The sequence below is a fragment of the Mixta sp. genome, assembly GCF_024610815.1.
GTDB lineage: Bacteria > Pseudomonadota > Gammaproteobacteria > Enterobacterales > Enterobacteriaceae > Mixta > Mixta calida.
This window is the reverse complement of the sequence record NZ_JANION010000133.1, coordinates 22,827-47,311: the sequence shown is the minus strand read 5'-3', so window position 1 is coordinate 47,311 and position 24,485 is coordinate 22,827. Positions and strand designations below refer to the sequence as shown.

The following is a 24,485-nucleotide window of genomic DNA, read 5'->3' as shown; positions in this document are numbered from 1 at the left end:
CCTGCTGTCACCCTTTGACGTGGTGATATGGATGACGGATGGCTGGCCGCTGTATGAATCCCGCCTGAAGGGAAAGCTGCACGTAATCAGCAAGCGATATACGCAGCGAATTGAGCGGCATAACCTGAATCTGAGGCAGCACCTGGCACGGCTGGGACGGAAGTCGCTGTCGTTCTCAAAATCGGTGGAGTTGCATGACAAAGTCATCGGGCATTATCTGAACATAAAACACTATCAATAAGTTGGGACCATTACCTGCAGCCATGATGCTATACGCCACCAAAAATAAAAACGACGTGTTGGACTTGTAATGCAGCGGTGCACGGCCTTACTCCAGCTGAACAGCTTTTTACCATCACGGCTAATCACTTCAATGCGCAGGCATTCTTTCAGATGGATCAGGTCGGTTGCCCCCATGCTTGCAACTGGAGCTGGAGCTGGCTCAAAGGTCGAACCGGGAGCTAAAGATAAATCTTCCATAAACTGGCGGAATCTCTGAAATGTCTCATTACTTGTTATGTGCTTCCATTACAAGTGGAAGGATTCCGAAAGAATAACGAAGTCGCTTGGTTTTGGAAAGGATCTTTGTCATTTAATGCTAAGTAGCTTTTAGCATCACGGCGGTAGTCAAAGCCCTTACCAGACCCCACAGAATGGCCACAACGCTACGTAAAATCGAACTCAATCCCGCATTTCAATACGATCACGCGCCCAGAGTGGCGCAGGATATATTATTGCACCGGAAAAATAATTGCTTCGCTCATCAAATCGGCGCTACACCGCATCCGCCTGCGGGTTTTGCATCAGAAAAATTATTTTAGTTTTCTTTTTTACAAAACGCCCCCATCAGCCCGCGCCGCCGGGCTTCCTGCTGAAAAACCGCAACTGTAATGTGTGAAATAAATTTCACTTTTTTCAGTAAACCGGATCGCCTTTGGACTGCTGGGAAATTAATTTAATGATTTATATGGGAAAGTTAATTTTACTTGGAGCTGAATTGTGTGAGGCCGCCGGACGATCTGAAAGGATGGCAGGCGTGGCGCGGCGCGGCTTTCACGTGCTGGTGAAACTGAAATCTGTTGCGAAGCGAAAATATTGTTAGCCAGCCGAGAAAATCACGAAGAACGGGAGTATTTCAGGCTGCTATCAGAAAACTTACGCAACACTGGGGCAAAAAAGGGTCATTGGGCAGTACGAAAAGAAAAAACCACCTCGAAAGGTGGATTTAATGCGCTGATTTAACAGCTAAAATTTGGTGGCCCCTGTTGGGTTTGAACCAACGACCAAGCGATTATGAGTCGCCTGCTCTAACCACTGAGCTAAGGGGCCTGTGGGGCGTGATTATAAAGTAACTCGCCTGGGCAATCCAGCTATCGCTTATCGGTTGGCGATTTTTACAGCAGTTCAATTGCTTGAAAAGCCTTCATTTCTTTGAGTGTCGACAGCGCAACGGGACGTGTCGCAAAAGCCGATGCCTGCGTCAGGCGATCGGTTGCTAAACTATTAAGCATTATGCCAGGCTGACGTACAACAGGAGAGCAGGGATGAGTGATCATGAGATCAAAGATATTATCGCGCCCGGCCTGCGGGTGGTTTTTTGCGGCATCAATCCGGGCAAGTCTTCCGCCCATACCGGTCACCACTTCGCTTATTCAGGAAACCGCTTCTGGAAAACGCTCTGGCTGGCCGGCTTTACCGAGCGCCAGCTCAAACCGGAAGAGGAGTTGCACCTGCTGGATACCCGCTGCGGTATCACCAGGCTGGTGGATCGACCAACAAAAGAGGCCAGCGAGCTGTCGACGGATGAGCTGCGCGAAGGTGGCAAATCATTGATAGAAAAAATGCTGCATTACCAGCCAGCGGCGCTGGCGGTGTTAGGTAAGGATGCCTACAAAAAGGCGTTTCGTCAGAGCAAAGTGGAGTGGGGCAGGCAGGCTGCCACCATCGGCGAAACGGAAGTCTGGGTGTTGCCCAATCCCAGCGGCCTGAACCGCGCCACGCAGGAAAAGCTGACGGAAGCCTATAAAGAACTGGAAAGCGCGCTGACGCTGCGCGGACGTTAGCCAATAAAAAAGGCTTCCCGGAGGAAGCCTTTTTACGCTATCGATGCGCTTAGTCGTCCAGGAAGCTGCGCAGCACTTCTGAACGGCTTGGATGACGCAGCTTACGCAGCGCCTTCGCCTCGATCTGACGAATACGCTCGCGGGTAACGTCAAACTGTTTGCCTACTTCTTCCAGCGTGTGGTCGGTGTTCATATCGATACCGAAACGCATACGCAGCACCTTCGCTTCACGGGCCGTCAGGCCAGCCAGCACGTCATGCGTGGCGGAACGCAGGCTCTCAGAGGTGGCGGAATCCAGCGGCAGCTCCAGCGTGGTGTCTTCGATAAAATCGCCAAGATGCGAATCTTCATCATCACCAATCGGCGTCTCCATGGAGATCGGCTCTTTAGCGATTTTCAGCACCTTGCGGATTTTATCTTCCGGCATCAGCATACGCTCGGCCAACTCTTCCGGCGTCGGTTCGCGGCCCATCTCCTGCAGCATCTGACGCGAAATACGGTTGAGTTTGTTGATCGTCTCAATCATATGCACCGGAATACGGATGGTGCGCGCCTGATCCGCGATAGAGCGGGTAATCGCCTGACGAATCCACCAGGTCGCATAGGTGGAGAACTTGTAGCCGCGACGGTATTCGAACTTATCTACCGCCTTCATCAGGCCGATGTTGCCTTCCTGAATCAGATCCAGGAATTGCAGGCCGCGGTTGGTGTATTTCTTGGCGATTGAAATCACCAGACGCAGGTTCGCTTCCACCATCTCTTTCTTCGCACGACGCGCTTTCGCCTCGCCGATCGACATACGACGGTTGATATCTTTTACCTGTTCAATCGTCAGGCCGGTCTCTTCCTCGATCTGCATCAGTTTCTGCATGCTGCGCTGCACATCTTCTTCCACGTCGCGCAGTTTTTCAGACCAGGGTTTGTTCATCGCCAGCGCCGCCTGGAACCAGGTTGGGCTGGTCTCATTACCGGTAAACAGGGTAATGAAGTTTTTCTTCGGCATCTTGCACAGTTCGACACACAGTTTCATGATGATGCGCTCTTGCGTACGTACGCGCTCCATCATTTCACGCATGTTGTTGACCAGATAGTCAAACTGCTTCGGCACCAGACGGAACTGCTTAAACACTTCCGACAGTTTCTGGATCTCTTCAATCGCGTCGGCGTGACTGCGGCCTTTCGCCTTGATCGTCAGGCGCGTCGCTTCATACTGATCGCGCAGCTCGATGAATTTTTCACGCGCCAGTTCAGGATCGATGCTGTTGTCGTCATCGCTGCTGTCGCTGTCGTCGTCTTCATCTTCGTCATCTTCATCGGCGCGCTCTTCTTCTGACAGTTCAGAGCCAACGTGGGTAGCAGTCGGCGCCAGATCTTCTTCGGCGTTAGGATCGACGAAGCCGGTAATCAGATCTGACAGGCGTGACTCGCCTGCCTCAACGCGATCGTACTGCTCCAGCAGATAAGTGATCGCTTCCGGGTACTCGGCGACGGAACACTGCACCTGGTTAATGCCGTCTTCGATACGCTTGGCGATGTCGATTTCGCCTTCGCGCGTCAGCAGTTCGACGGTGCCCATCTCACGCATGTACATGCGGACAGGATCGGTTGTGCGTCCAATTTCAGATTCTACGCTGGATAACACCTGAGCTGCCGCTTCAGCCGCATCTTCGTCCGTGTCAGCGCTGTTTTCGTTCAGCATCAGATCATCGGCATCAGGCGCTTCTTCCACCACCTGAATACCCATGTCGTTGATCATCTGGATGATGTCTTCGATCTGATCGGAGTCGACGATATCTTCCGGCAGATGGTCGTTGACCTCGGCATAGGTCAGATAGCCTTGCTCCTTACCACGGGTGACAAGCAGCTTAAGCTGTGACTGCGGGTTTTGCTCCATAAGACGGTATCCACACTTCTGTTAATTTGATTGGTGTCGGGTCAGCCATAAGGGCCAACAATAACAGTTGAAGGCGTTTGGATTATTGCCGCTGCCCTCGTGGCGGCTTTCAGGGTCTGCCTGAGTATATATCGGCACTTAAGCCGCTAAAGTTTGCTGTGAGACTGTCATGCTTATCCGTTTGCGTTCCGGCCTGCGCGTTGCTCCCCCTATTCTGTTTATATCAGGGGACGCCGTGCCGTAAGCGCTGGTAATGTCTCTTGATACCAACGCGATCGCGAATCTATTTCTTTGCCAGCGCCTGGCTTAATGAGCGCACTTCTTCGCGCTCTTCAGGGCTGAGGCCGTGCGTTCTGGAGCGCGCGATCAGCGCTTCCAGACGCTGCTCCAGCGCAGAGTCGTACATTTTCGCCAGAGAATCCTGAAACATCGCCTCTACTTCGTCATCAACAATCATGTGGTTCCATGTTGCGAGCGTTTCAAGGTGCTGGCTAAAATTTGTGCCGCGATATAACTCTAGTAGCTGGCCAGTGGTCAGGCCAGGGTTTGCGTTACAACTCTGCACCAGTTCCATAAAAAGCGGCAATCCTGGCATATTCAGCTGTTCCAGGCCCTGCAACGACGGCACCATGGTCGCCAGATGCGGGTTTTGCACCAGCAGGCCCACCAGAATGCGCATAGTGGTGCGCTTCAGCTGCGGCGCGGCCGGCTGGGCGCCGCTTTCGGCCTGTTTTGGCAGCAGCTTCTCCAGCTGGTTGTCATCCAGAATGCCAAGCATATTGCCCAGTTCCTGACGCAGATAAATGCGCAAGGTTTCGCCGGGGATCTGGCTAATCAACGGCAGCGCCAGCGTGCTAAGACGCGTGCGGCCGTCGCGGGTACTCAGATCGACCTGCGGCAGCAGCGTGTCGAACAGGAAGCTGGAGAGCGGCATCGCCTGCTCCATCCGCGCTTCGAACGCCGCTTTGCCCTCTTTACGAATCAGCGTATCCGGGTCTTCGCCGTCGGGCAGAAACATAAAGCGTAGTTGACGACCGTCATTCATGTAAGGCAATGCGGTCTCTAAAGCACGCCATGCCGCTTCGCGGCCCGCCCGATCGCCGTCGTAACAGCAGATGACGTTGTCCGTACTGCGGAACAGCAGCTGAATATGATCGGCCGTCGTGGAGGTACCCAGCGAAGCGACGGCATAATCAATGCCGAACTGCGCCAGCGCCACTACATCCATATAGCCTTCGACAACCAGCAGCTTCGCCGGTTCAGGATGCTGCTTCTGCGCTTCATACAGGCCATAGAGTTGACGGCCCTTATGGAAAATATCGGTTTCCGGCGAGTTCAGGTACTTGGGTGTGCCGTCGCCCAATACGCGCCCGCCGAAGCCGATAACCCGGCCACGCTTGTCGCGGATAGGGAACATGACGCGATCGCGGAAACGATCGTAACTCCGGCCCTGATCGTTGGTCACCAGCATGCCTGCGTCAATCAGCGACTGACGATCTTCAGGGTTGCGGCCAAAACGCTTCAGAGCGTTATCCCAGCCGGGCGGCGCGAAGCCGATGGCGAAATGCGCAATCACTTCATCGCTTAGCCCGCGCTGATTCAGATAGGCGCGCGCCGCGGTCGCCTGAGACTGGGTAAGCGCCTGCTGATAGAAATCGGCAAGCCCGGTCATAAGCTGATAAAGGCTTTGACGCTGATGGCGTTCCAGCTGGCTGGGACCGCTGCCGGCTTCATAGGGCACTTCCAGCCCGTGCAGCGTGGCCAGCTCTTCAATGCTTTCGACGAACTCCAGACGATCGTAATTCATCAGGAAGTCGATAGCGTTGCCGTGAGCGCCGCAGCCGAAACAGTGATAGAACTGTTTCTCACCGTTAACGGTGAAAGAAGGGGTTTTTTCGTTATGGAAAGGACAGCACGCGTGAAAATTCTTACCCTGTTTTTTCAGCTTAACGCGGGCATCAATAAGATCCACAATGTCCGTGCGGGCAAGTAAGTCACTGATAAATACGCGTGGAATTCGTCCGGCCATAAGCCCCGTTTTCTTCGCTCATAAACGAAAATAAGCCGCGCTTCCTTCCGGAAAGCACGGCCTCTAACTTGACTCTGTCTGCGTTTAACACGCGGTGGAAGCGCAAGGCTTCCGAAAGAAATTAGTACAGACGAGTGCGGCGTGCGTTTTCGCGAGCCAGTTTCTTGGCGTGACGCTTAACAGCAGACGCTTTAGCGCGCTTACGTTCGGTAGTCGGTTTTTCATAAAACTCACGACGACGAACTTCAGCCAGAACGCCTGCTTTTTCGCAGGAACGCTTGAAGCGACGCAGTGCTACGTCGAACGGCTCGTTTTCACGTACTTTAATTACCGGCATGTAACTCTCACCTCGATAAATTCGGTCTTTTGCTGACGTCAGCGTCAGCTCATTTCAAAATGGTGCGGAATTTTACAACAATAGCGTCTGCGTTGTAAAGCAACATTGAGCTATGCAAACCAACAGAGCGCTCTGGCGGCTGCCGGATTTTTGCAGGCGAAGGAGTATAGCGTAAAGCGCAACGGGGCGTTCAATATTTTTTCGTTTTTTGCTCATAAAGCAGGCAGGCACCTCACAAAATCGCGCCAGCGCCATCAGGCGCTGTGGTACACTGCGCGCCGCAACAGAGAGGTAAAGCAACCATGCGCGTTCTGGGTATTGAAACATCCTGCGATGAAACCGGCATTGCCATTTATGACGATGAGGCCGGTTTGCTCGCTAATCAACTCTATAGTCAGGTGAAAGTCCATGCCGATTATGGCGGGGTGGTGCCGGAACTGGCTTCACGCGATCACGTGCGTAAAACCGTGCCGCTAATTCAGGCCGCATTGCAGGAGGCGGGTCTGGAAGGCAAGGATATCGACGCGGTCGCCTATACCGCAGGCCCTGGGCTAGTCGGCGCGCTGCTGGTTGGCGCAACCATCGGCCGTTCGCTGGCGTTCGCCTGGCAGGTTCCCGCCGTGCCGGTACATCATATGGAAGGGCATCTGCTGGCGCCGATGCTGGAAGATAATCCGCCGCAGTTTCCGTTCGTTGCGCTGCTGGTCTCCGGCGGCCATACGCAGCTGATCGGCGTGACCGGCATTGGCGAATATACGCTGCTGGGCGAGTCCATCGACGACGCCGCCGGCGAAGCGTTCGATAAAACCGCCAAGCTGCTGGGACTCGACTATCCCGGCGGACCGATGCTTTCCCGTATGGCGCAGCAGGGCACGCCGGGGCGTTTTACCTTCCCGCGCCCGATGACCGACCGACCAGGGCTCGATTTCAGCTTCTCTGGTCTTAAAACGTTCGCGGCCAACACCATTCGTGAGAACAGCGACGATGCGCAAACCCATGCGGATATCGCTCGCGCTTTCGAAGATGCCGTAGTCGATACGCTGGCGATAAAATGTAAGCGTGCCCTGGAGCAGACCGGTTTCAAACGTCTGGTGATGGCGGGCGGCGTCAGCGCCAACCGCACGCTGCGCGCGAAGCTGGCGGAGATGATGCAGGCACGCGGTGGGGAAGTTTTTTACGCCCGTCCTGAATTCTGTACCGACAACGGCGCGATGATCGCTTACGCTGGCATGGTGCGCCTGAAGGGCGGCACGCGCGGCGAGCTTGGCGTTACCGTTCGTCCGCGTTGGCCTTTGGCTGAGCTGCCGGCGATAGCGTAAAAAGGCGTATCGCTAAAAAACGATGCTGTTTTTCTGAGGGGGACAGCATCGTTTACACAGAGAACGGAATTAATTGCCCAGCAGTTTATTCAGCAAGCCCCCGATCAGCGGGATATTGCTAATACCGCCTTCTAACCATGATCCGATCTGCCATCCTACGGCCTCGCCCAGCTGCTGGCCTAAATCAGGGAAATAATCTTTTATATCGATGGTGCCGATAATCGGCAGTTTAATCCCCATTTCCGGTATCATCGTATAAAGCGAATTGCCGATAAAACCTGCTACGTTGCCGGAAACAGTCGCGATAAAGCCGCTACCGGCTACTTCATGGAATTCACTTTGTGTTAGCTCTCTCATTATTAACCTCTTCTTTTCTTCCGGTGGATATTTATCCCGAGATGAAAAGTGTGCCTGCTGCCTGATAAAGATTCAGGTGCAAACCATCGGTGGGACGCCGACAATTTTCGGCGGCGTCAGGGCGTTTTTATTCTTCGCCGCTTACGCTCGCTAAAGGTTGGCTCAGATGAAAAGGGTGCCCTCATTGACGACATAAGCCGCCGAAAATGGCCAGCGGATTAAATGTAACAACCGGAGCAAAAGCGGGGCTGGATTTTCAGTTAATTAAAAGATTCCGCGCCAGAATAACTGGCGGCGCGTGATTGAGCCGATCGGCGAAAAGATTAAGGAGAACAGCAGACGCGCCGGAAACGTCAGGATCGCACCGTGTGAAAACGGAAAGGCGAGACGGGAAAACGATGCGGATTACTTACGCTTCTTTTTCCAGATTTTGCTTTCCTGACCGCGCCACAGACGCTGAATATTATCGTGATGGCGCAGCAGAATCAGGCAGGAGAGCATCGCGACCGGAAAGGTAAACTGCGGCTTGAACCACCAGACGTAGAAGGGGGCGATCAGCGCGCTGACGATGGCGCCCAGCGAGGAATAGCCGCTCAACAGCACCGTCAGTAGCCAGGTGCCGGTCATCAGGCCGGTCAGGTCCCAGCCGATAGGCGCGATGGCGCCAAAGGCGGTCGCCACGCCTTTGCCGCCGCGAAAGCGAAAGAAAACCGGGTAGATATGTCCCAGACAGGCGGCGATGGCGGTCAGGCCAAGGTAAACCGGTGAAACGCCCAATGCATACGCCAGCCAGACGGGCAACATGCCTTTCAACACATCAAACACCAGTACTGCCGCCGCCGCGCCTTTGCCGCCAATGCGTAATACATTGGTCGCGCCGGGGTTTCCTGAGCCGTTATGCCTTGGATCGGGTAGGCCTGCCAGTCGGCAAACCAGAATAGCGCTGGAAATAGATCCGCACAGATACGCGAAAATGATCATACCAAGCGCGATAGCACTCATAACACCGTTCCGTTTTGTAAGGGTCGTTTTATTCTCATCATCTGTGGATAATACGCATAATTCGCCGGGAGTGGTATCCGGTTAACGTAAAAACAGAGACTGCCATCATGGATATCGTATTTATAGAACAGCTGTCGGTGATCACCACTATTGGCGTTTACGACTGGGAACAAACTATCCAGCAAAAGCTGGTTTTCGATGTCGAAATGGCCTGGGATAACCGCCGGGCGGCGGTCAGCGACGATGTTAACGACTGCCTGAGCTACGCTGACGTCGCCAGCGCGATTATCGACCATGTCGGTCAGGGGCGTTTCGCGCTGGTGGAGCGCGTGGCCGAAGAGGTCGCCACGCTGCTGCTGACGCGTTTCGCCTCGCCCTGGGTGCGCATCAAAGTGAGCAAGCCAGGCGCGGTCGCGCAGGCGGCGCAGGTGGGCGTTATTATTGAGCGCGGCACCCGTCAGCGCTAGCAGGAACAATTCTGAAATAGATCCAATGTGATTGCTATCACAATGAAACCGAACCACATTATGGCTGTCATAAAGCAGGCTTGACGCTGAGTTAGCATCTTTTCTGGCGGTTACGTTTCGGACGTCCGCCTTTTTAATGGTTTAAACATTAGGGTAGAGGATATTTGATGGCAGATATTCATCAGCTTTGGGTGGCTGCAATCCTTGGCATTGTTGAGGGACTGACGGAGTTTCTTCCTGTCTCATCCACCGGTCATATGATCATTGTTGGACATCTGCTGGGTTTTGACGGCGATAAAGCGGAAACATTTGAAGTAGTTATCCAGCTCGGTTCCATTCTCGCCGTGGTCGTGATGTTCTGGCGGCGCCTGTTTGGCCTGATCGGTATCCACTTCGGCGAAGTGAAGCATGAAGGGGTAGGTACCGGACATCTTACGCTGATCCATATCCTGCTGGGCATGGTGCCGGCGGTGGTGATTGGCTTACTGCTGCACGATCAAATCAAGTCGCTGTTTAACCCTATCAACGTGATGTATGCGTTGATTGTCGGCGGCGTGCTGCTGCTGGCCGCCGAGTTCCTGAAGCCGAAGCAGCCGAAAGCGCCGGGGATTGACGATATCACTTATCTGCAGGCGTTTATGATCGGCTGCTTTCAGTGTCTGGCGCTTTGGCCTGGCTTCTCCCGTTCTGGCGCCACCATCTCCGGCGGCATGCTGATGGGCGTAAGCCGTTATGCGGCGTCTGAATTTTCGTTTATTCTCGCTGTGCCGATGATGATGGGCGCTACCGTACTCGATCTCTACAAGAGTCGCGGCTTCCTGACGATGGCGGATTTTCCGATGTTCGCCGTGGGCTTTGTCACCGCGTTTATCGTTGCGCTGCTGGCGATCAAACTTTTCCTGCATATCATTAAGCGCATCTCATTTGTGCCGTTTGCCATCTACCGCTTTATCGTGGCGGCCGCGGTTTACATGGTCTTTATGTAACCCTGAAGCAGAACGAAAAAAGGAGGCGCATGCGCCTCCTTTTTTATGCGGTCAACTTCTCTTTATGCCGCAGTAGCCGATGTCGCCGTCACGCGTTTAACGCCGAACGCCAGCTTTTCACCGCATCGCAGCGGCGGCGGCTCAGCTCCTCGCGCACCTGCGCGCCTTTAAAGCCAGCTTCAATAACCGCTTTTGTCGGCACCGCCTGCGCAATACGGAACGCTTCACGCACGTATGCGCCCTGAGGATATGGGTTGCTCTCCCATCCGGCGCGTCCGCGGGCGTCCGCTTCGCTGGTTTGCGCCAGCTGTTCAACGCGCTGCGGTTTGCGCCAGGCATCAATGCGATCGAACAGCGCGATCAGGCGCTCGGCGGGCTGATTTTCAATGGTATGCACCACATCATGAAACTCCGCCACCAGCACCGCGAGATCGCGAATGGTGTTCGGCACGCGCAGACGCTGGCAGATATTTTCCACCAGCGGGACGCCGGCCGGTCCATGTCCGGGATGGCTGGGCCACTTCTCCGGCGGCGTCAATGCTTTGCCGACATCATGGCAAAGCGTGGCGAAACGTACATCGGTCTCCGGCGTCAGCTGTGCCGCAATCGCGACGGTCATCAACGTATGCACGCCAGTATCGATTTCGGGATGCCATTTCGCCGGCGCGGGAACGCCGAACAGGTTATCGATCTCTGGAAACAGCACCGCCAGCGCGCCGCAGTCGCGCAGTACCTGAAAATAGACCTGCGGATTACGCGCGCGCAGCGCATTTTCCGTCTCTTTCCAGACGCGTTCGGCGGTCAGGTGGGCCAGTTCGCCTCCTGCCGCCATCTCGCGCATCAGCGCCATGGTCTCATCGGCGATGCGGAAGCTCAGGTGAGCATAGCGGGCGGCGAAACGCGCCACGCGCAGCACGCGCAGCGGATCTTCGATAAAGGCGTCCGAGACATGACGTAGCAGCCGCTTTTCCAGGTCCTGACGGCCTTGATATGGATCGATGTAGCGGCCTTCTTCATCCTGCGCAATGGCGTTGATGGTGAGATCGCGGCGTTGCAGATCCTGCTCAAGCGTCACGTCCGGCGTAGACCAGGTGACAAAGCCGGTATAGCCGCTGCCCGATTTGCGCTCCGTGCGCGCCAGCGCGTACTCTTCACGGCTTTCAGGGTGAAGAAACACCGGGAAATCGCGTCCTACCTGCTGATAGCCCTGCTCCAGCATCATGTCAGGCGTGGCGCCTACCACTACCCAGTCTTTGTCTTTGACCGGCAGCTTAAGCAGACCATCGCGTACCGCGCCACCGACAAGGTATGTTTTCACTACGGGTCTTCTCCAGAGTTCATTAAATCAATCGTCAGGCGTGCCGGCGCCAGCTTGCCGCACCGGTAAAAAGCGTGTCCTGAATCGTTATTCTGGCACAACAATAGCAGAATTACGGAAACGACAGCAGCAGGGCGGTCAATCACAGCCCTGTTGCCGTCGCGGTACGCATGAAAAACGCGTGGCGGGTTAGTTCATCCAGCGATTATTCTTTTTGCGGCGCGGAATCATATGCGGAAGCAGCAGACCCAGCAGCAGGCCCACGCCCGCCACGCCGCCGCCATACATAAACCATTGCATGATGATGGCGCGCTGTTTGTCATCCAGCTGCACATTGGCGGCGTTCACCTTTTTCTGCGCTACAATCAGCTGGTTTCTCAGCTGCTGGTTTTCATCTTTCAGGCCATTGATAACGCTGTCGCTGGCCGCGACCTTTTTCTGCATATCGGCGGTGCGCTGATTCCAGCTGCTGTCGATATTGGCCAGCTTATCGGTCAGATCTTTAACCTGCTGCTCCAGCTGCGGCACGCGGGTGCGAAGGCTCGGCTCGGCGCTCAGCTGAGCCAGCGGAATCCAGTTGGTTTTGCCTTCCGCATCGCGGATTTGGCCATACTGGCTCTCATTGTTGGTTTGCAGCAGCGTCACCTGCTCGCCGGCGTTCAGCTTGCCGACCAGACGATACTGATCGCCGGGGCCGCTGCGTACCCAGGTGGATAATTCATCGGAAATATAACGTTTCTCTTCGGCCTGGGCGGGAACAGTCACGCTGAAAGTCAGCAAAGTCAGGGCAATAAGGTGTGATTTTTTCATTCGATATCGTTTTTTCATGTGTTTCGGAAAAATTTTAGGGCACAGTCTGGATAGGCCGCGCAAAAATCTGAATGAGAACTATCCTGGTCTCAAACTGATGCGGCAACGCTCGCGAAAGCATAATAAAGCAGAGACAGCAGCAGGTTATCTGCATTACTCTTCGGCTTAATCCTGAAATCTGCGCCAGTGAAAGATTGAATAAGAAATTATGACCATCGAAATCGAATTAAAGTTCATTGCTACGCCGCAGGCGGCGGAACAGCTTGGCGACCAGCTGGCCGCCTGGCCGCATCAATACAGCGCGCCCATCGCGCTGACCAACATCTATTATGAAACGGCGGATAACCAGTTGCGCCGCTGGGATATGGGGCTGCGCATCCGCGGCGTCGGGGAGAAGTATGAGATGACCCTGAAGACGGCCGGACAGACGACGGGCGGCCTGCATCAGCGCCCCGAATACAATGTCGATATCGCCAGGCCTGAACTGGATATCGCCCGTCTGCCAGCGGACGTGTGGCCCGAAGGCTGCGACACGGTTGCGTTGCAGCAGCGGCTGGCGCCGCTGTTCACCAGCCATTTCAGCCGCGAAAGGTGGCTGGTCACCTATGGCGAAAGCGAAGTCGAGGTCGCGCTGGATCGGGGCGAGGTCGAAGCGAACGATTTGCGCGAGCCGCTGCATGAAATCGAGCTGGAGTTGAAGCGCGGCAAGCTGGCGGATGTGCTGGCGCTGGCGGCTGAACTGGCGAAAATGGACGGTCTGCGTCTCGGCAGCCTGAGCAAGGCGGCGCGTGGCTACTGGCTGTCGCAGGGCAAACCGCAGCAGCCGGTGCGTCCGTTGCCGGTTTTGCAGGCCAAACCGAAAGCGACGGTGGAAGAGGGCATGCAGGCGGCGCTGAGCCTGGCGTTGCAGCACTGGCAGTATCATGAGGAGCTGTGGCTGCGTGGCGAACCCGGCGCGCAGCAAGCGGTTCTGGAAGCGCTGGAAACCGTACGGCAGACGTTTTCGCTGTTCGGCGCGCTGGTGCCGCGCAAGGCGAGCAGCCAGCTGCGCCAAAAGTTGACCAGCCTGGCAGAGGCGCTGGAAAAAGAGCGGCTCGACGCGCAGGCTTTCTGCTACAGCTCACCGTGGCTTGATGCGCAGCTCAGCCTTTCCAGCTGGCTGATTAGCGCGGGCTGGCGTCCTTTTGTCGTCGGCAAAAACGCTGACCGAATGCAGGGTTCTTTCAAACGCTTCGCCGATATTATGCTGGGGCGCGTCGCCGCCGATCTGAAAGAAACCTTCGGCACCATCCGTCAGTACAATGAATATCAGGATAAGGCGGTGCGGCTGACGCACCAGCTGCTGGCGGTGCATCTGTTGGCGGGCGCCTATCCGTCGCAGGATGTAGAACGCTGGCTGCAAAGCTGGCAACAGTTGGCGCAGGCCATTCACGCTAACCGCTATAACGAGCTGGATCCGCTGTGCCGCCAGGCGCTGCGGCAGCCAGCTTTCTGGCTTAACGGCAACGTCTGATTGCCTTTCAGGGAGAGGTTATGCTGCCAACATTTACCGGACCGCTGCCAGCGTCGTTGCAGCAGCAGGCAGAAAAAGCGGCGCAGCGGCTGGAACGCCCGCTGACGTCGCTCAGCATTCAACAACAGGCGGTGCTGGCTTTCAGCGATTTTGTCGCCGACAGTCTGTTACAGCACCCGGAATGGTGGCGGCAGCTCACAGAGCTACCGCCGCAGCCCGATGAATGGCGTCATTACGCCGACTGGCTGAACGCGCAGCTCCAACCGGTAAGTGATGAAGCGGCGCTGATGCGGGAGCTGCGTCTGTTTCGACGCCGGATGATGGTGCGCATCGCCTGGATGCAGACCACCGGCGCAAGCAGCACCGAAGCGTCGTTGCAGCAGCTGAGCGCGCTGGCCGAGGCGCTGATTGTCGCGGCGCGCGACTGGCTGTGGCAGGCTTGCTGCGTCGAGTTCGGCACCCCCTGCAATGCGGCGGGAGAGCCGCAGCCGCTGCTGATCCTTGGCATGGGCAAGCTGGGCGGCGGCGAGCTGAACTTCTCTTCTGATATCGATCTGATCTTCGTCTGGCCGGAAAACGGCGCGACCCGCGGCGGTCGACGCGAACTGGATAATGCGCAGTTCTTTACCCGGCTCGGACAGCGCCTGATTAAGGTTCTCGATCAGCCGACGGCGGACGGCTTCGTCTATCGCGTCGATATGCGTCTGCGGCCGTTTGGCGACAGCGGGCCGCTGGTTCTCAGCTTTGCGGCGCTGGAGGATTACTACCAGGAGCAGGGGCGCGACTGGGAGCGCTACGCCATGGTTAAAGCGCGTCTGATGGGCAACAGCGATGACCGCTGGAGCCAGGAGCTGCAACAGATGTTGCGCCCCTTTATCTACCGCCGCTATATCGATTTTAGCGTCATCCAGTCATTGCGCAATATGAAAGGTATGATTGCGCGTGAAGTGCGGCGGCGCGGACTTAAGGACAATATTAAACTCGGCGCTGGCGGCATTCGTGAATGTGAATTTATCGTTCAGGTATTTCAGCTGATTCGCGGCGGACGCGAGCGTACGCTACAGCAGCGCGCGCTGCTGCCGACGCTTTCCGCCATTGAGGCGCTGCATCTGCTGACGCAGCTGCAGGTTAACGCGCTGCGTGAAGCCTATCTCTTTTTACGACGGCTGGAAAACCTGTTGCAAAGCATCGGGGATGAGCAAACGCAGACGCTGCCGGCTGACGCGTTGAATCAGGCGCGCCTTGCCTGGGCGATGGGCTTTGCAAACTGGGATGCGCTGCATCAGGCGCTGGAGCAGCAGATGGCGCAGGTGCGGCTGATCTTCAACGAGCTGATCGGTGAAGATGCGCCGGACGGCGCAGAGGAGAGCGAAAATCAGGAGATGAGCGAGCTTTGGCATGACAAGCTGGAGCAAAGCGAGCTGGATAGCCTGCTGACGCATCTCGACGACGGCGAAAGGAAAAGCGTGTTCCGCACGCTGACGGAGTTCCGGCAGGACGTTGATAAGCGCACCATTGGGCCGCGCGGCAGGCTGGCGCTCGATCAGCTGATGCCGCGTTTGCTGAATGAAGCCTGCGCGCGCGTTGATGCGGACAGCACCCTGCGCCGTTTGATCCCGCTGCTGCTTGGCGTTGTGACGCGTACCACCTACCTCGAACTGTTAACTGAGTCCCCCGGCGCGCTGAAGCAGCTTATCCGCCTGGTCGCGGCCTCGCCGATGATCGCCAGCCAGCTGGCGCGTTATCCGCTGCTGCTGGATGAGCTGCTGGATCCCGCCACGCTCTATCAGCCCACCGCGACCGACGCCTATCGGGACGAGCTGCGGCAGTATCTGTTGCGGATTCCCGAAGAGGATGAGGAGCAGCAGCTGGAGGCGCTGCGTCAGTTTAAGCAGGTACAGCAGTTGCGCATCGCCGCGGCGGATATCGCGGGCACGCTGCCGGTGATGAAAGTCAGCGACCACCTGACGTGGCTGGCCGAGGCGATGATTCAGGCAGTGGTGCAGCAAGCCTGGAATATGATGGTGCAACGCTACGGGCGGCCTTCGCATTTGCAGCAGGATGAACGCGGCTTCGCCGTCGTCGGCTATGGTAAACTCGGCGGCTGGGAGTTAGGCTACAGCTCCGATCTCGACCTGGTGTTTCTGCATAATTGCCCAGCGGATGCCGTCACTGACGGCGAACGCGTTATCGACGGCCGTCAGTTTTATCTTCGCCTGGCGCAGCGCGTCATGCATCTGTTCAGCACCCGCACCTCATCCGGCATCCTGTATGAGGTGGACGCACGCCTGCGGCCTTCCGGCTCTGCCGGGATGCTGGTAAGCACGCTGGAGGCGTTTGAAGAGTATCAGCGTCAGGACGCCTGGACCTGGGAACATCAGGCGCTGGTGCGGGCGCGCATCGTGTATGGCGAACCGGCGCTGAGCCAGCGCTTTGAGGCGATTCGTCGTCAGATCCTTTGCCTGCCGCGCGAGGCGGCGACGCTGCAAACCGAAGTGCGTGAGATGCGCGAAAAAATGTATGCGCACCTGAGCCATAAGCATAAAGGGCGCTGGGACATCAAAGCTGACGAAGGCGGGATTACCGATATTGAGTTTATTACGCAATATCTGGTGCTGCGCTACGCGGCTCAGGAGCCGGGACTGACGGGCTGGTCTGATAATGTGCGCATTCTGGCGCTGCTGGCGCGGCATAACAAAATCACGCCGCAGGAGGCGGATGCGCTAACGCAGGCGTACGTTACGCTGCGCGATGAGCTGCACCATCTGGCGTTGCAGGAGCAAGCGGGACACGTCGCGCCGGGGGCGTTTATGCATGAGCGTCAGATCGTTCAGGAGAGCTGGCGGCGCTGGCTGCAAACCACTCCGGCCGGGGCCTGACGGAACCTTTATGCGCGGCGCGGCGTTTTGACGCAGCTGTGCTATTATCGCGCGCAATATTTTTACTGCAGTCTGGAGTCTCTGTAATGAAAGTGACACTGCCCGAATTTAACCGTGCAGAAGTGCTGGTCGTCGGCGATGTGATGCTGGATCGCTACTGGTATGGCCCCACCAGCCGTATTTCACCTGAAGCGCCGGTGCCGGTGGTCAAAGTAGACAACGTGGAAGAGCGGCCGGGCGGGGCAGCCAACGTGGCGATGAACATCGCGGCGTTAGGCGCGTCGTCACGCCTTGTTGGTCTGACGGGCGTCGATGATGCTGCGCGTGCGCTGGGCGTCAGCCTGCAAAACGTGAACGTGAAGTGCGATTTCGTTGCGCTGTCGACGCATCCTACCATTACCAAACTGCGTATTCTTTCCCGTAACCAGCAGCTGATTCGGCTTGATTTTGAAGAGGGCTTCGAAGACATCGATCCTGAGCCGCTGCATCAGCGCATTGCCGCCGCCCTGCCGCACACGGGCGCGTTGGTGTTGTCCGACTACGCCAAAGGCGCATTAGCCAGCGTTCAGCAGATGATTCAGCTGGCGCGGGCGGCAAATGTGCCGGTGCTGGTGGACCCGAAAGGCACCGATTTTGAACGCTACCGCGGCGCAACGCTGCTGACGCCTAACCTTTCCGAGTTTGAAGCGGTGGTCGGCAAATGTAAGGATGAGGCGCAGATCGTTGAGCGCGGTATGCAGCTGGTGGCTCATTATGAACTCTCCGCGCTGCTGGTAACGCGTTCGGAAAACGGCATGACGCTGTTGCAGCCAGGCAAAGCGCCGCTGCATTTACCGACGCAGGCGCAGGAAGTATATGATGTGACCGGCGCCGGCGACACCGTTATCGGCGTGCTGGCCGCATCGCTGGCGGCGGGCGACGATCTGGAAGCCGCCTGTTTCCTGGCGAACGCCGCGGCAGGCGTGGTGGTCGGCAAGCTGGGCACTTCTACCGTATCGCCCGTGGAGCTGGAAAACGCCATTCATGCGCGTCCCGAAAGCGGTTTCGGCATTATGACCGAAGCGCAGCTGAAAGAGGCGGTAGCGCTGGCGCGTCAGCGCGGCGAAAAAGTGGTGATGACCAACGGCGTTTTCGACATTCTGCACGCCGGTCACGTCTCCTACTTATCCAACGCGCGTAAGTTGGGCGATCGTCTGATCGTGGCGGTCAACAGCGATGCCTCTACCAAACGTCTGAAGGGCGACAGCCGTCCGGTTAACCCGCTGGAAAACCGCATGATTGTTTTAGGCGCGCTGGAGTCGGTCGACTGGGTGGTTTCGTTTGAAGAGGATACGCCGCAGCGGTTGATCGCCAGCATTTTGCCGGATCTGCTGGTGAAAGGCGGCGATTATAAGCCGGAACAGATCGCCGGAAGCGAGGAAGTGTGGGCTAACGGCGGCGAAGTGCGCGTGCTGAACTTTGAAGACGGCATTTCCACAACCAATATCATCAAGCGTATTCGTTCGTAAAATCCGTCGCTGGAAAACACGCCGGCAGGCTCAGGAGATAATACTCAGCCTGCCGGTGCGATTGATTACCGCCGAAGCCTCAACGGATTGTTACTGCGGATCGACCGTTTTAACGCCGTCCGTTGAGGTGGGGGCTGCTGGCGATGTCGGCGGCGCAGAAGCTGACGCGCCCTGGGACGCAGGCGTTAAAGGCGTAGCGGTCGCATTCTGAGGCGCGGCAGGCGTAATGCCGGGCGCCGGGGCCACCGCCGCGGTTGCAGAGGCTGGCGTTGATGGCGTTGACGTTGCGGTTCCGCTCTGACCTTCCAGCGCAGCCAGACGCTGTTCCAGTACGGCCAGCTTTTCACGGGTGCGCAACAGTACCTGCGTCTGCACATCAAACTCTTCGCGGTTTACCAAATCCATGCGCGTCAGCTGCGCCTGCAGGACCTGACGAATTTTCTTCTCAACATCATCGCCAAATTCACGGAGTCCGCGCGGCATAGCGTCATGCACCTGACGAGCGAGTTGTTCAATTTTTTTCGGGTCAATCATGGCGGTTTCCTGGTCGCAACAAAGATAACTTAAGTGTAATGCCTGTCAGGAAAAGGATAAACCTAAAATGGCAGTTGCGGAAAACGGATAAGCATATGCTGCTATTGAGCGTTGCCGCACCTGCCGTTTGGCGCTATAGTAAATTCGCTTATTCTCAGGGCGGGGCGAAATTCCCCACCGGCGGTAAATCAGCATTAGCTGAAAGCCCGCGAGCGCTTCCGGTCTCCCGATCGGAAGGTCAGCAGATCCGGTGTGATTCCGGGGCCGACGGTTAAAGTCCGGATGGGAGAGGATAACGATTCTTGTCGAGCCACAGGCTCGCCTCGCGTTATTTTTATGCACTCCTCAAGCACGCCCTGATTCTGGTAACCACAATATTGATAAGGTTTATTTACCATGAATCAGACGCTACTTTCTGAATTTGGCACGCCGGAACAGCGTGTGGAACGCGCCATCGCCGCATTACGCGAAGGCCGCGGTGTTATGGTGCTGGACGATGAAAATCGTGAAAACGAAGCTGACATGATTTTCGCTGCTGAAACCATGACCGTCGAACAGATGGCACTGACTATCCGCCATGGCAGCGGCATCGTTTGTCTCTGTATTACCGAACAGCGCCGTCAGGAGCTGGATCTGCCGATGATGGTGGAGAATAACACCAGTTCGTTCGGCACCGGCTTTACCGTTACGATTGAGGCGGCGCGCGGCGTCACTACCGGCGTATCGGCTAAAGATCGTCTTACCACGATTCGTACCGCCATTGCTGACAATGCCAAACCCAGCGATCTGAATCGCCCAGGTCACGTATTCCCGTTACGGGCGCGTGAAGGCGGCGTGCTGACGCGCGGCGGCCATACTGAAGCGACCATCGATCTGGTGACGCTGGCAGGATTTAAGCCGGCGGGCGTACTGTGCGAACTGACCAATGATGACGGCACTATGGCCTGCGCGCCGGAAGCGATCGTGTTTGCTAAACAGCACAACATGCCGCTGGTCACCATTGAAGATCTGATCTCATGGCGTCGCAGCCATGAAACCCGTCAGGCGAGCTAACGCCTCTTGCTGCCTGAGCGCGATAAAAAAGCCGGATAATCCCGGCTTTTTTTATTGCTGTTTGATAAGCAGCCTGCACCCGGCCCTGTTTTATCTTTTTGCATAGAAAATGTGGTTGCCAATGGTGGCGGTGCGGGCGAACTCGTTGCGCCAGGCAGGCGTAACGGTTTGATTATGATAATAGGTTGCGCCGTTAGTCACATCAGAAAGCTCGCCGTTGATAATCTGGTGAGCTATCTGTTGTGCCCGTTGCCAGCCTTTGTCAGCATCAGGCGGGTAGCTGAAAGCGCTTTTCGTCAGATGCGTCCATGAAAACTGTTTTGGGGCGTAAACTACCGGGCAAATTTTTGTGATGTCCCAGTTTGCCCGGTTCATGGTTACCGATGCGACCGCGATTTGTCCCTTTAACGGTTCTCCACGCGCTTCATGGTAAATATTCAGAGCCAGACACAGAAGGGCACCTTGAGCCAGCATAATGTTTCCGTCATTGTCCAGGGGTGACGGAAGTGTACGAAGCGGCGGGGAACAAGCATACCAGACAGGTCCTGAAAAATCGCGAATAGCAACTATCCTGTTGATTTATAGTCCTCTGCGTGATTATTTTCAGATTAATAGCATTAGCCGATGCCGCTGCTTTGTAGCAAAGTGAGGCTAAAACCCATCACCGTCATGCCGCACAGCACGCCATAGCTGGGGTTATTGTGCGGATCTATCTCACGCGCCAGCGGCATCAGTTCGTCCACGGACAAGGCCACCATAATGCCGGCCACCGCAGCCATAATCGCCGCAATGACGACCGGCGAGAGAACTGGCCCAAGCACCAAAAACGCCAACAGACCGCCCAGAATCTCCGCCATGCCGGAAATACAGGCCCAGAAAAGCGCGCGCGCCTTCGAGCCGGTCGCGGCATACATCGGGCCCGCTACCGCCAGTCCTTCAGGGATATTATGAATCGCCACCGCTAGCGCGATGCCCAGCCCCAGCTCCAGATCGCTACTGGCGGTGACAAAGGTGGCGACGCCTTCAGGAAAGTTATGCAGGCTAATCCCCAGCGTCAGCAGTATAGCCGTGCGTCGCAGGCTGCGCGGCTTTTGCGCTGCCGTCATCAAATCCTGCGGGTGCTGGTGAGGCAACAGGCGATCAAGCGCGAAGTAGCCGAGCAGGCCCAGTAAAAACATGCTGTAGCCCAGCAGTGGAGACATCCCTTCGGTGTGCAGCGCGGCGGGAAGCATCTCCATTAGAGAAATTAACAACATAATGCCCGCGGCGAACCCCAGGGCAAACGCCAGCATGCGGTTAGAGGGCCTCTGGCCTATCACGCCTAAAAACGCGCCGACAAAGGTCGCAGCGCCGGCCAGAATAGTCAGAAGTAAAGGAACCGACATGGCATACTCCATATGATAATTATTCGTATTAAGACTATTGAAATTCTGACAAAAAGCGAGGGGGTATTGCGTAAAGTTTTGTCTGAATAAAGGTCAAAATTATTGAATATGATCGTCATGCTTATCCGCCTGCATCCCGTCTTTGAAGGGCGTAATCTGTGCCCAACGAAACCGATGCAACCATTGAGGATGATATGAGCCATACCCGTATGCCTGCGCTTTTCCTGGGACACGGCAGCCCGATGAACGTGCTGGAAGAAAACCGCTATACCCGGATCTGGCGACAGCTGGGCGCTGCCTTGCCGAAGCCAAAAGCTATCCTGGCGATCTCGGCGCACTGGTATACGCGTGGCGTGGCGGTCACCGTGATGGAAAATCCGCGCACCATCCACGATTTTGGCGGCTTCCCGCAGGCGCTGTTCGATACCCGCTATCCGGCGCCCGGATCGCCCGCTTTAGCGCGGGAGATCGCCGAACGGCTGGCACCGGTCAATGTTCATCTGGATACCGCCTGGGGGCTGGATCACGGCTCGTGGGGCGTGCTGATAAAGATGTATCCCGAAGCGGATATTCCGGTGGTGCAGCTGAGCATTGACGGCACCCGGCCAGCGGTCTGGCATTTCCAGATGGGACAGCAGCTGGCGGCGCTGCGCGATCGCGGCGTGATGCTGGTCGCCAGCGGCAATGTGGTGCACAACCTGCGCATGGCGCGCTGGGAGGAAAGTGCTGAACCGTTGCCGTGGGCAAGCGCATTTGAACGCTACGTACGTGATCACCTGGAGTGGCAGGGCGAGGCCGGGGCGCATCCGCTGGTGAATTTTATGGGGCATGACGGCGCGGCGCTTGCCAATCCTACGCCGGAGCATTATCTGCCGTTGCTCTATATCCTCGGCTCGCGTCAGGCAAATGAGCCGGTAACGGTGCCGGTAGAGGGCATCGAGATGTCTACGTTGAGTATGTTGTCCGTTCAGGTAGGGTAACCGTTGGGATTTGCGGCAAAAGCGGGCAGCAGGGGGCTGCCCGTTAACGCTATTCGATAAAGGCGTGCGGATAGAAACGCGAAAGATCTTGTGTAATCATCGCGCGATCTTCGCGCAGGCCAATGCCGGCGGGTTGATCGTCTACCAGCCAGCTGCCGATCAGCGTATAGCTGTCGCCAAACCGCGCCAGCGGATGGAACTGCTGCACAATCATCCCTTCTTCGCCATAAGGACCGTCGACGCGAGCGATTTCCTGTCCTCGTTCGATAATCCGAATATTGGCCCCTTCGCGTGAAAACAGCGGTTTCACCACATACTTGTCCATCGACGGAACGTTGTCTTCAGCAAAATAAGCTGGCAGTAAATTAGGGTGATTCGGGAACATCTGCCACAACAGCGGCAGCAGCGCCTTATTGGAAAGAATGCTCTTCCATGCGGGCTCCAGCCAGCGCACGCCAGCATCGTTCAGCTTGGTAGAGAAAATCTCACGCAGCATAAACTCCCACGGATAGAGCTTAAACAGGTTGCCGATCACCTGATCGTTGAGATCGGTAAACTGGCCTTTTTCGCCAAGCCCGATGTCATCGATATAGAGAAATTCGCTGGGCAATCCCGCTTCGCTGGCGCAGTCCTGCAGATACTGTACCGTGCCGCGATCCTCTTCGCTGTCGCGATAGCAGGTAAAATGCAGCAGACCAAAACCGTGCTGCTGATGCAGAACGGCGAAGCGATCGATCAGCTTTTCCTGCAGGCTGTTGAACTGATCGCTGCCGGCAGGCAGTTTGCCGGCCTTCAGCTGATCTTCGAGCCACAGCCACTGAAAGAAAGCGGCCTCATACAGCGAGGTAGGCGTATCGGCATTGTTCTCCAGCAGCTTGGCGTCGCCGCTGCCGTCCCAGGCGAGATCGAGGCGCGAGTAAAGCGACGGCTGCGAGGTTTTCCAGGAGGAGCGGACAAAATCCCACGTATGCTTTGGAATGCGGAATTTGGCTAACAGCTCTTCGCTGTTAACCACTTTTTCCACCACCTGCAAACACATCTGATGGAGTTCCGCCGTGGTCTCTTCCAGATAATCTACCTGAGCCAGCGTAAACTGGTAGTAAGCGTCTTCACACCAGTAAGGTTCGTCATACATAGTATGAAAACCAAAGCCGTACTCGGTCGCGCGGGCGCGCCAGTCAGGTCGTTCATCAACAGGAATGCGTTTCATCAGGCTGATTAGCCTCCCATCGAACGGCTGCTGGTGCCGGTGGCGCTGCTGCGCTGCATGGTGGATTGCTTGGCGACGCTTTCGCCAAAGCCGCCGCGGGTAACGGTACGGGTTGTCGCCGGTTTCGGCGCCAGCGCTGTTTTCGGCACCGTCATGGTGCGGCCCGGCGTGGCGGCGCCGTAGTTGCGGCCAGTGGCGTCAACGAACTTGCCGTTCATCGGGCTGGCCGGGTTTTTAGAGCTGAACAACGGCTGCGACGCCATGCCCGCGCCGCCGCCCATCAGGCGACCCATCATATAACCCGCCATCAGCGGCATCCAGAAGCTGCCGCTCTGATGCGCTTCCGCGTTGGTGCCTGCCTGCGTAGGCGCCTGCTGGCACTGATCTTCGCCGAACTCCGCCACGCAGTCCTCGCGCGTCGCATACTTAGGCGCGGTTTTTTCCGCCTCTTTCAACGCGTTGTTATAGGCCGTCGTACACTGTGCGCTCTGGCCCGGGTTCGCTTTGCTGCAATCGTCGGCATTTTGATAAAGGGATACTGTTTCGTCCGCTTGCTCACAGCCGGCCAGCATAAAAACAGCGGTGACCGCCAGCGCCACAGGCGTTAAATGGCGGGCGCGCCAACTCTTACGGAAGGCGTCGAGATGAATATTTTTTGTCCGTTTCATGTGGATAGTCCTCTGCCCAAAGGTAGCGCAAAGGATAGGTTAAACCGGTCTAAAAATGAAGCAATGGACGGCGCTGCGCCTGCATATTTACTTAGCTATACGTTCAAATGGGATGCGGGTTCAGGTAAGCGGGAAAGAAAAGAAAAAAGAGATGTTGCGACCGCTGAATAAGT

General features: G+C 56.4%; 24 protein-coding genes, 1 tRNA gene and 1 riboswitch. Of the genes, 11 read left to right on the top strand and 14 right to left on the bottom strand.

The features are described 5' to 3' along the window. Positions 1-241: IS1 family transposase (locus MYY08_RS09765; protein ID WP_000674753.1), on the top strand; the 241-nt coding region annotated here is incomplete at its 5' end. Here MYY08_RS09765 and MYY08_RS09760 read toward each other — a convergent pair. Together MYY08_RS09760 and MYY08_RS09755 are read right to left on the bottom strand one after the other, a co-directional pair. Next, complete coding sequence (locus MYY08_RS09760) at positions 235-480, bottom strand: hypothetical protein (protein ID WP_288013972.1); 246 nt, start codon at positions 478-480, stop codon at positions 235-237. The genes MYY08_RS09765 and MYY08_RS09760 overlap by 7 nt on opposite strands. A 773-nt stretch (positions 481-1,253) precedes the next feature. Further along, positions 1,254-1,329, bottom strand: a tRNA-Ile gene (locus MYY08_RS09755). Between the two features lie 215 nt (positions 1,330-1,544). On the opposite strand from MYY08_RS09755, the gene mug reads away from it, so the two are divergent. Beyond that, entirely contained in the window at positions 1,545-2,063 is a 519-nt protein-coding gene (mug, locus tag MYY08_RS09750) for a G/U mismatch-specific DNA glycosylase (RefSeq protein ID WP_084970213.1), read from the top strand. Between the two features lie 49 nt (positions 2,064-2,112). Here the strand turns inward: mug and rpoD are convergent, their stop codons facing one another. The 3 genes from rpoD to rpsU all read right to left on the bottom strand — a co-directional run bounded on the left by rpoD (position 2,113) and on the right by rpsU (position 6,323). After that, positions 2,113-3,957 carry an RNA polymerase sigma factor RpoD gene (rpoD, locus tag MYY08_RS09745; RefSeq protein WP_038624060.1) on the bottom strand — a complete coding sequence of 615 codons (1,845 nt, stop codon included), beginning with the start codon at positions 3,955-3,957 and terminating at the stop codon, positions 2,113-2,115. Positions 3,958-4,240: 283 nt separating this feature from the next. Continuing rightward, positions 4,241-5,986: a DNA primase gene (dnaG, locus tag MYY08_RS09740; RefSeq protein WP_038624062.1), complete on the bottom strand. Its 1,746-nt coding sequence runs from the start codon at positions 5,984-5,986 to the stop codon at positions 4,241-4,243. 121 nt (positions 5,987-6,107) lie between these two features. Continuing rightward, the gene (rpsU, locus tag MYY08_RS09735; protein WP_001144069.1) at positions 6,108-6,323 is read right to left on the bottom strand and encodes a 30S ribosomal protein S21; all 216 of its coding nucleotides are present in this window, start codon (positions 6,321-6,323) and stop codon (positions 6,108-6,110) included. Between the two features lie 302 nt (positions 6,324-6,625). Here rpsU and tsaD point away from each other — a divergent pair, with 302 nt between their 5' ends. Continuing rightward, on the top strand, positions 6,626-7,642 hold the full coding sequence (gene tsaD, locus MYY08_RS09730) for a tRNA (adenosine(37)-N6)-threonylcarbamoyltransferase complex transferase subunit TsaD (RefSeq protein ID WP_038624065.1): 1,017 nt from the start codon (positions 6,626-6,628) through the stop codon (positions 7,640-7,642). A 69-nt stretch (positions 7,643-7,711) separates the two neighbouring features. On the opposite strand, the gene MYY08_RS09725 is transcribed toward tsaD, so the two are convergent. Continuing rightward, positions 7,712-7,999, bottom strand: coding sequence for a hypothetical protein (locus MYY08_RS09725; protein WP_038624067.1), 288 nt, complete (start codon positions 7,997-7,999; stop codon positions 7,712-7,714). 405 nt (positions 8,000-8,404) lie between these two features. Next, the gene (plsY, locus tag MYY08_RS09720) at positions 8,405-9,001 is read right to left on the bottom strand and encodes a glycerol-3-phosphate 1-O-acyltransferase PlsY (RefSeq protein WP_038624069.1); all 597 of its coding nucleotides are present in this window, start codon (positions 8,999-9,001) and stop codon (positions 8,405-8,407) included. Between the two features lie 107 nt (positions 9,002-9,108). On the opposite strand from plsY, the gene folB reads away from it, so the two are divergent. Next, positions 9,109-9,468 carry a bifunctional dihydroneopterin aldolase/7,8-dihydroneopterin epimerase gene (gene folB / locus MYY08_RS09715; RefSeq protein ID WP_038624071.1) on the top strand — a complete coding sequence of 120 codons (360 nt, stop codon included), beginning with the start codon at positions 9,109-9,111 and terminating at the stop codon, positions 9,466-9,468. 167 nt (positions 9,469-9,635) lie between these two features. After that, positions 9,636-10,454: an undecaprenyl-diphosphate phosphatase gene (gene bacA / locus MYY08_RS09710; RefSeq protein ID WP_038624073.1), complete on the top strand. Its 819-nt coding sequence runs from the start codon at positions 9,636-9,638 to the stop codon at positions 10,452-10,454. A gap of 88 nt (positions 10,455-10,542) precedes the next feature. On the opposite strand, the gene MYY08_RS09705 is transcribed toward bacA, so the two are convergent. After that, positions 10,543-11,772 carry a multifunctional CCA addition/repair protein gene (locus MYY08_RS09705; protein WP_038624076.1) on the bottom strand — a complete coding sequence of 410 codons (1,230 nt, stop codon included), beginning with the start codon at positions 11,770-11,772 and terminating at the stop codon, positions 10,543-10,545. A 189-nt stretch (positions 11,773-11,961) separates the two neighbouring features. Then, entirely contained in the window at positions 11,962-12,582 is a 621-nt protein-coding gene (locus MYY08_RS09700; RefSeq protein WP_038624078.1) for a TIGR04211 family SH3 domain-containing protein, read from the bottom strand. A gap of 208 nt (positions 12,583-12,790) precedes the next feature. On the opposite strand from MYY08_RS09700, the gene MYY08_RS09695 reads away from it, so the two are divergent. From MYY08_RS09695 to hldE, 3 genes are all read left to right on the top strand, one after another. Continuing rightward, the gene (locus tag MYY08_RS09695) at positions 12,791-14,095 is read left to right on the top strand and encodes a CYTH domain-containing protein (protein WP_288013971.1); all 1,305 of its coding nucleotides are present in this window, start codon (positions 12,791-12,793) and stop codon (positions 14,093-14,095) included. A 20-nt stretch (positions 14,096-14,115) separates the two neighbouring features. Then, the gene (glnE, locus tag MYY08_RS09690; RefSeq protein WP_038624083.1) at positions 14,116-16,974 is read left to right on the top strand and encodes a bifunctional [glutamate--ammonia ligase]-adenylyl-L-tyrosine phosphorylase/[glutamate--ammonia-ligase] adenylyltransferase; all 2,859 of its coding nucleotides are present in this window, start codon (positions 14,116-14,118) and stop codon (positions 16,972-16,974) included. Positions 16,975-17,060: 86 nt separating this feature from the next. Then, positions 17,061-18,482, top strand: a complete 1,422-nt coding sequence (gene hldE / locus MYY08_RS09685) for a bifunctional D-glycero-beta-D-manno-heptose-7-phosphate kinase/D-glycero-beta-D-manno-heptose 1-phosphate adenylyltransferase HldE (protein WP_038624085.1) — start codon at positions 17,061-17,063, stop codon at positions 18,480-18,482. A 90-nt stretch (positions 18,483-18,572) separates the two neighbouring features. Here hldE and ubiK read toward each other — a convergent pair whose 3' ends face one another. Further along, positions 18,573-19,016, bottom strand: a complete 444-nt coding sequence (ubiK, locus tag MYY08_RS09680; protein WP_052133849.1) for a ubiquinone biosynthesis accessory factor UbiK — start codon at positions 19,014-19,016, stop codon at positions 18,573-18,575. 146 nt (positions 19,017-19,162) lie between these two features. Further along, positions 19,163-19,314: riboswitch (FMN riboswitch) on the top strand. 98 nt (positions 19,315-19,412) lie between these two features. Here ubiK and ribB point away from each other — a divergent pair. Then, positions 19,413-20,069 (top strand): 3,4-dihydroxy-2-butanone-4-phosphate synthase, encoded by a 657-nt coding sequence (gene ribB / locus MYY08_RS09675; RefSeq protein WP_038624087.1) that lies wholly within the window; start codon positions 19,413-19,415, stop codon positions 20,067-20,069. Positions 20,070-20,159: 90 nt separating this feature from the next. On the opposite strand, the gene MYY08_RS09670 is transcribed toward ribB, so the two are convergent. Next, positions 20,160-20,543: a cell wall hydrolase gene (locus MYY08_RS09670; protein WP_038624089.1), complete on the bottom strand. Its 384-nt coding sequence runs from the start codon at positions 20,541-20,543 to the stop codon at positions 20,160-20,162. A 143-nt stretch (positions 20,544-20,686) separates the two neighbouring features. Further along, positions 20,687-21,454, bottom strand: a complete 768-nt coding sequence (zupT, locus tag MYY08_RS09665; RefSeq protein WP_038624091.1) for a zinc transporter ZupT — start codon at positions 21,452-21,454, stop codon at positions 20,687-20,689. Positions 21,455-21,648: 194 nt separating this feature from the next. On the opposite strand from zupT, the gene ygiD reads away from it, so the two are divergent. Then, positions 21,649-22,434: a 4,5-DOPA-extradiol-dioxygenase gene (ygiD, locus tag MYY08_RS09660; RefSeq protein ID WP_038629873.1), complete on the top strand. Its 786-nt coding sequence runs from the start codon at positions 21,649-21,651 to the stop codon at positions 22,432-22,434. Between the two features lie 49 nt (positions 22,435-22,483). On the opposite strand, the gene MYY08_RS09655 is transcribed toward ygiD, so the two are convergent. After that, on the bottom strand, positions 22,484-23,644 hold the full coding sequence (locus MYY08_RS09655; RefSeq protein WP_038624093.1) for a glutathionylspermidine synthase family protein: 1,161 nt from the start codon (positions 23,642-23,644) through the stop codon (positions 22,484-22,486). A gap of 8 nt (positions 23,645-23,652) precedes the next feature. Further along, positions 23,653-24,312: a DUF1190 family protein gene (locus tag MYY08_RS09650; protein WP_038624095.1), complete on the bottom strand. Its 660-nt coding sequence runs from the start codon at positions 24,310-24,312 to the stop codon at positions 23,653-23,655. Between MYY08_RS09650 and MYY08_RS09645 the strand changes: the two genes are divergently transcribed. Continuing rightward, positions 24,289-24,483 (top strand): hypothetical protein, encoded by a 195-nt coding sequence (locus MYY08_RS09645; RefSeq protein WP_133052056.1) that lies wholly within the window; start codon positions 24,289-24,291, stop codon positions 24,481-24,483. The two genes, MYY08_RS09650 and MYY08_RS09645, sit on opposite strands and share 24 nt — an antisense overlap. Positions 24,484-24,485: the final 2 nt, after the last annotated feature.

What these genes read in the sequence shown, in the direction of transcription:
- MYY08_RS09760 (WP_288013972.1), bottom strand. Translation starts at nt 480, where the DNA reads ATGGAAGATTTATCTTTAGCTCCCGGTTCGACCTTTGAGCCAGCTCCA.
- mug (WP_084970213.1), top strand. Translation starts at nt 1,545, where the DNA reads ATGAGTGATCATGAGATCAAAGATATTATCGCGCCCGGCCTGCGGGTG.
- rpoD (WP_038624060.1), bottom strand. Translation starts at nt 3,957, where the DNA reads ATGGAGCAAAACCCGCAGTCACAGCTTAAGCTGCTTGTCACCCGTGGT.
- dnaG (WP_038624062.1), bottom strand. Translation starts at nt 5,986, where the DNA reads ATGGCCGGACGAATTCCACGCGTATTTATCAGTGACTTACTTGCCCGC.
- rpsU (WP_001144069.1), bottom strand. Translation starts at nt 6,323, where the DNA reads ATGCCGGTAATTAAAGTACGTGAAAACGAGCCGTTCGACGTAGCACTG.
- tsaD (WP_038624065.1), top strand. Translation starts at nt 6,626, where the DNA reads ATGCGCGTTCTGGGTATTGAAACATCCTGCGATGAAACCGGCATTGCC.
- MYY08_RS09725 (WP_038624067.1), bottom strand. Translation starts at nt 7,999, where the DNA reads ATGAGAGAGCTAACACAAAGTGAATTCCATGAAGTAGCCGGTAGCGGC.
- plsY (WP_038624069.1), bottom strand. Translation starts at nt 9,001, where the DNA reads ATGAGTGCTATCGCGCTTGGTATGATCATTTTCGCGTATCTGTGCGGA.
- folB (WP_038624071.1), top strand. Translation starts at nt 9,109, where the DNA reads ATGGATATCGTATTTATAGAACAGCTGTCGGTGATCACCACTATTGGC.
- bacA (WP_038624073.1), top strand. Translation starts at nt 9,636, where the DNA reads ATGGCAGATATTCATCAGCTTTGGGTGGCTGCAATCCTTGGCATTGTT.
- MYY08_RS09700 (WP_038624078.1), bottom strand. Translation starts at nt 12,582, where the DNA reads ATGAAAAAATCACACCTTATTGCCCTGACTTTGCTGACTTTCAGCGTG.
- MYY08_RS09695 (WP_288013971.1), top strand. Translation starts at nt 12,791, where the DNA reads ATGACCATCGAAATCGAATTAAAGTTCATTGCTACGCCGCAGGCGGCG.
- glnE (WP_038624083.1), top strand. Translation starts at nt 14,116, where the DNA reads ATGCTGCCAACATTTACCGGACCGCTGCCAGCGTCGTTGCAGCAGCAG.
- hldE (WP_038624085.1), top strand. Translation starts at nt 17,061, where the DNA reads ATGAAAGTGACACTGCCCGAATTTAACCGTGCAGAAGTGCTGGTCGTC.
- ubiK (WP_052133849.1), bottom strand. Translation starts at nt 19,016, where the DNA reads ATGATTGACCCGAAAAAAATTGAACAACTCGCTCGTCAGGTGCATGAC.
- ribB (WP_038624087.1), top strand. Translation starts at nt 19,413, where the DNA reads ATGAATCAGACGCTACTTTCTGAATTTGGCACGCCGGAACAGCGTGTG.
- MYY08_RS09670 (WP_038624089.1), bottom strand. Translation starts at nt 20,543, where the DNA reads ATGCTGGCTCAAGGTGCCCTTCTGTGTCTGGCTCTGAATATTTACCAT.
- zupT (WP_038624091.1), bottom strand. Translation starts at nt 21,454, where the DNA reads ATGTCGGTTCCTTTACTTCTGACTATTCTGGCCGGCGCTGCGACCTTT.
- ygiD (WP_038629873.1), top strand. Translation starts at nt 21,649, where the DNA reads ATGAGCCATACCCGTATGCCTGCGCTTTTCCTGGGACACGGCAGCCCG.
- MYY08_RS09655 (WP_038624093.1), bottom strand. Translation starts at nt 23,644, where the DNA reads ATGAAACGCATTCCTGTTGATGAACGACCTGACTGGCGCGCCCGCGCG.
- MYY08_RS09645 (WP_133052056.1), top strand. Translation starts at nt 24,289, where the DNA reads ATGAATATTTTTTGTCCGTTTCATGTGGATAGTCCTCTGCCCAAAGGT.
- MYY08_RS09650 (WP_038624095.1), bottom strand. Translation starts at nt 24,312, where the DNA reads ATGAAACGGACAAAAAATATTCATCTCGACGCCTTCCGTAAGAGTTGG.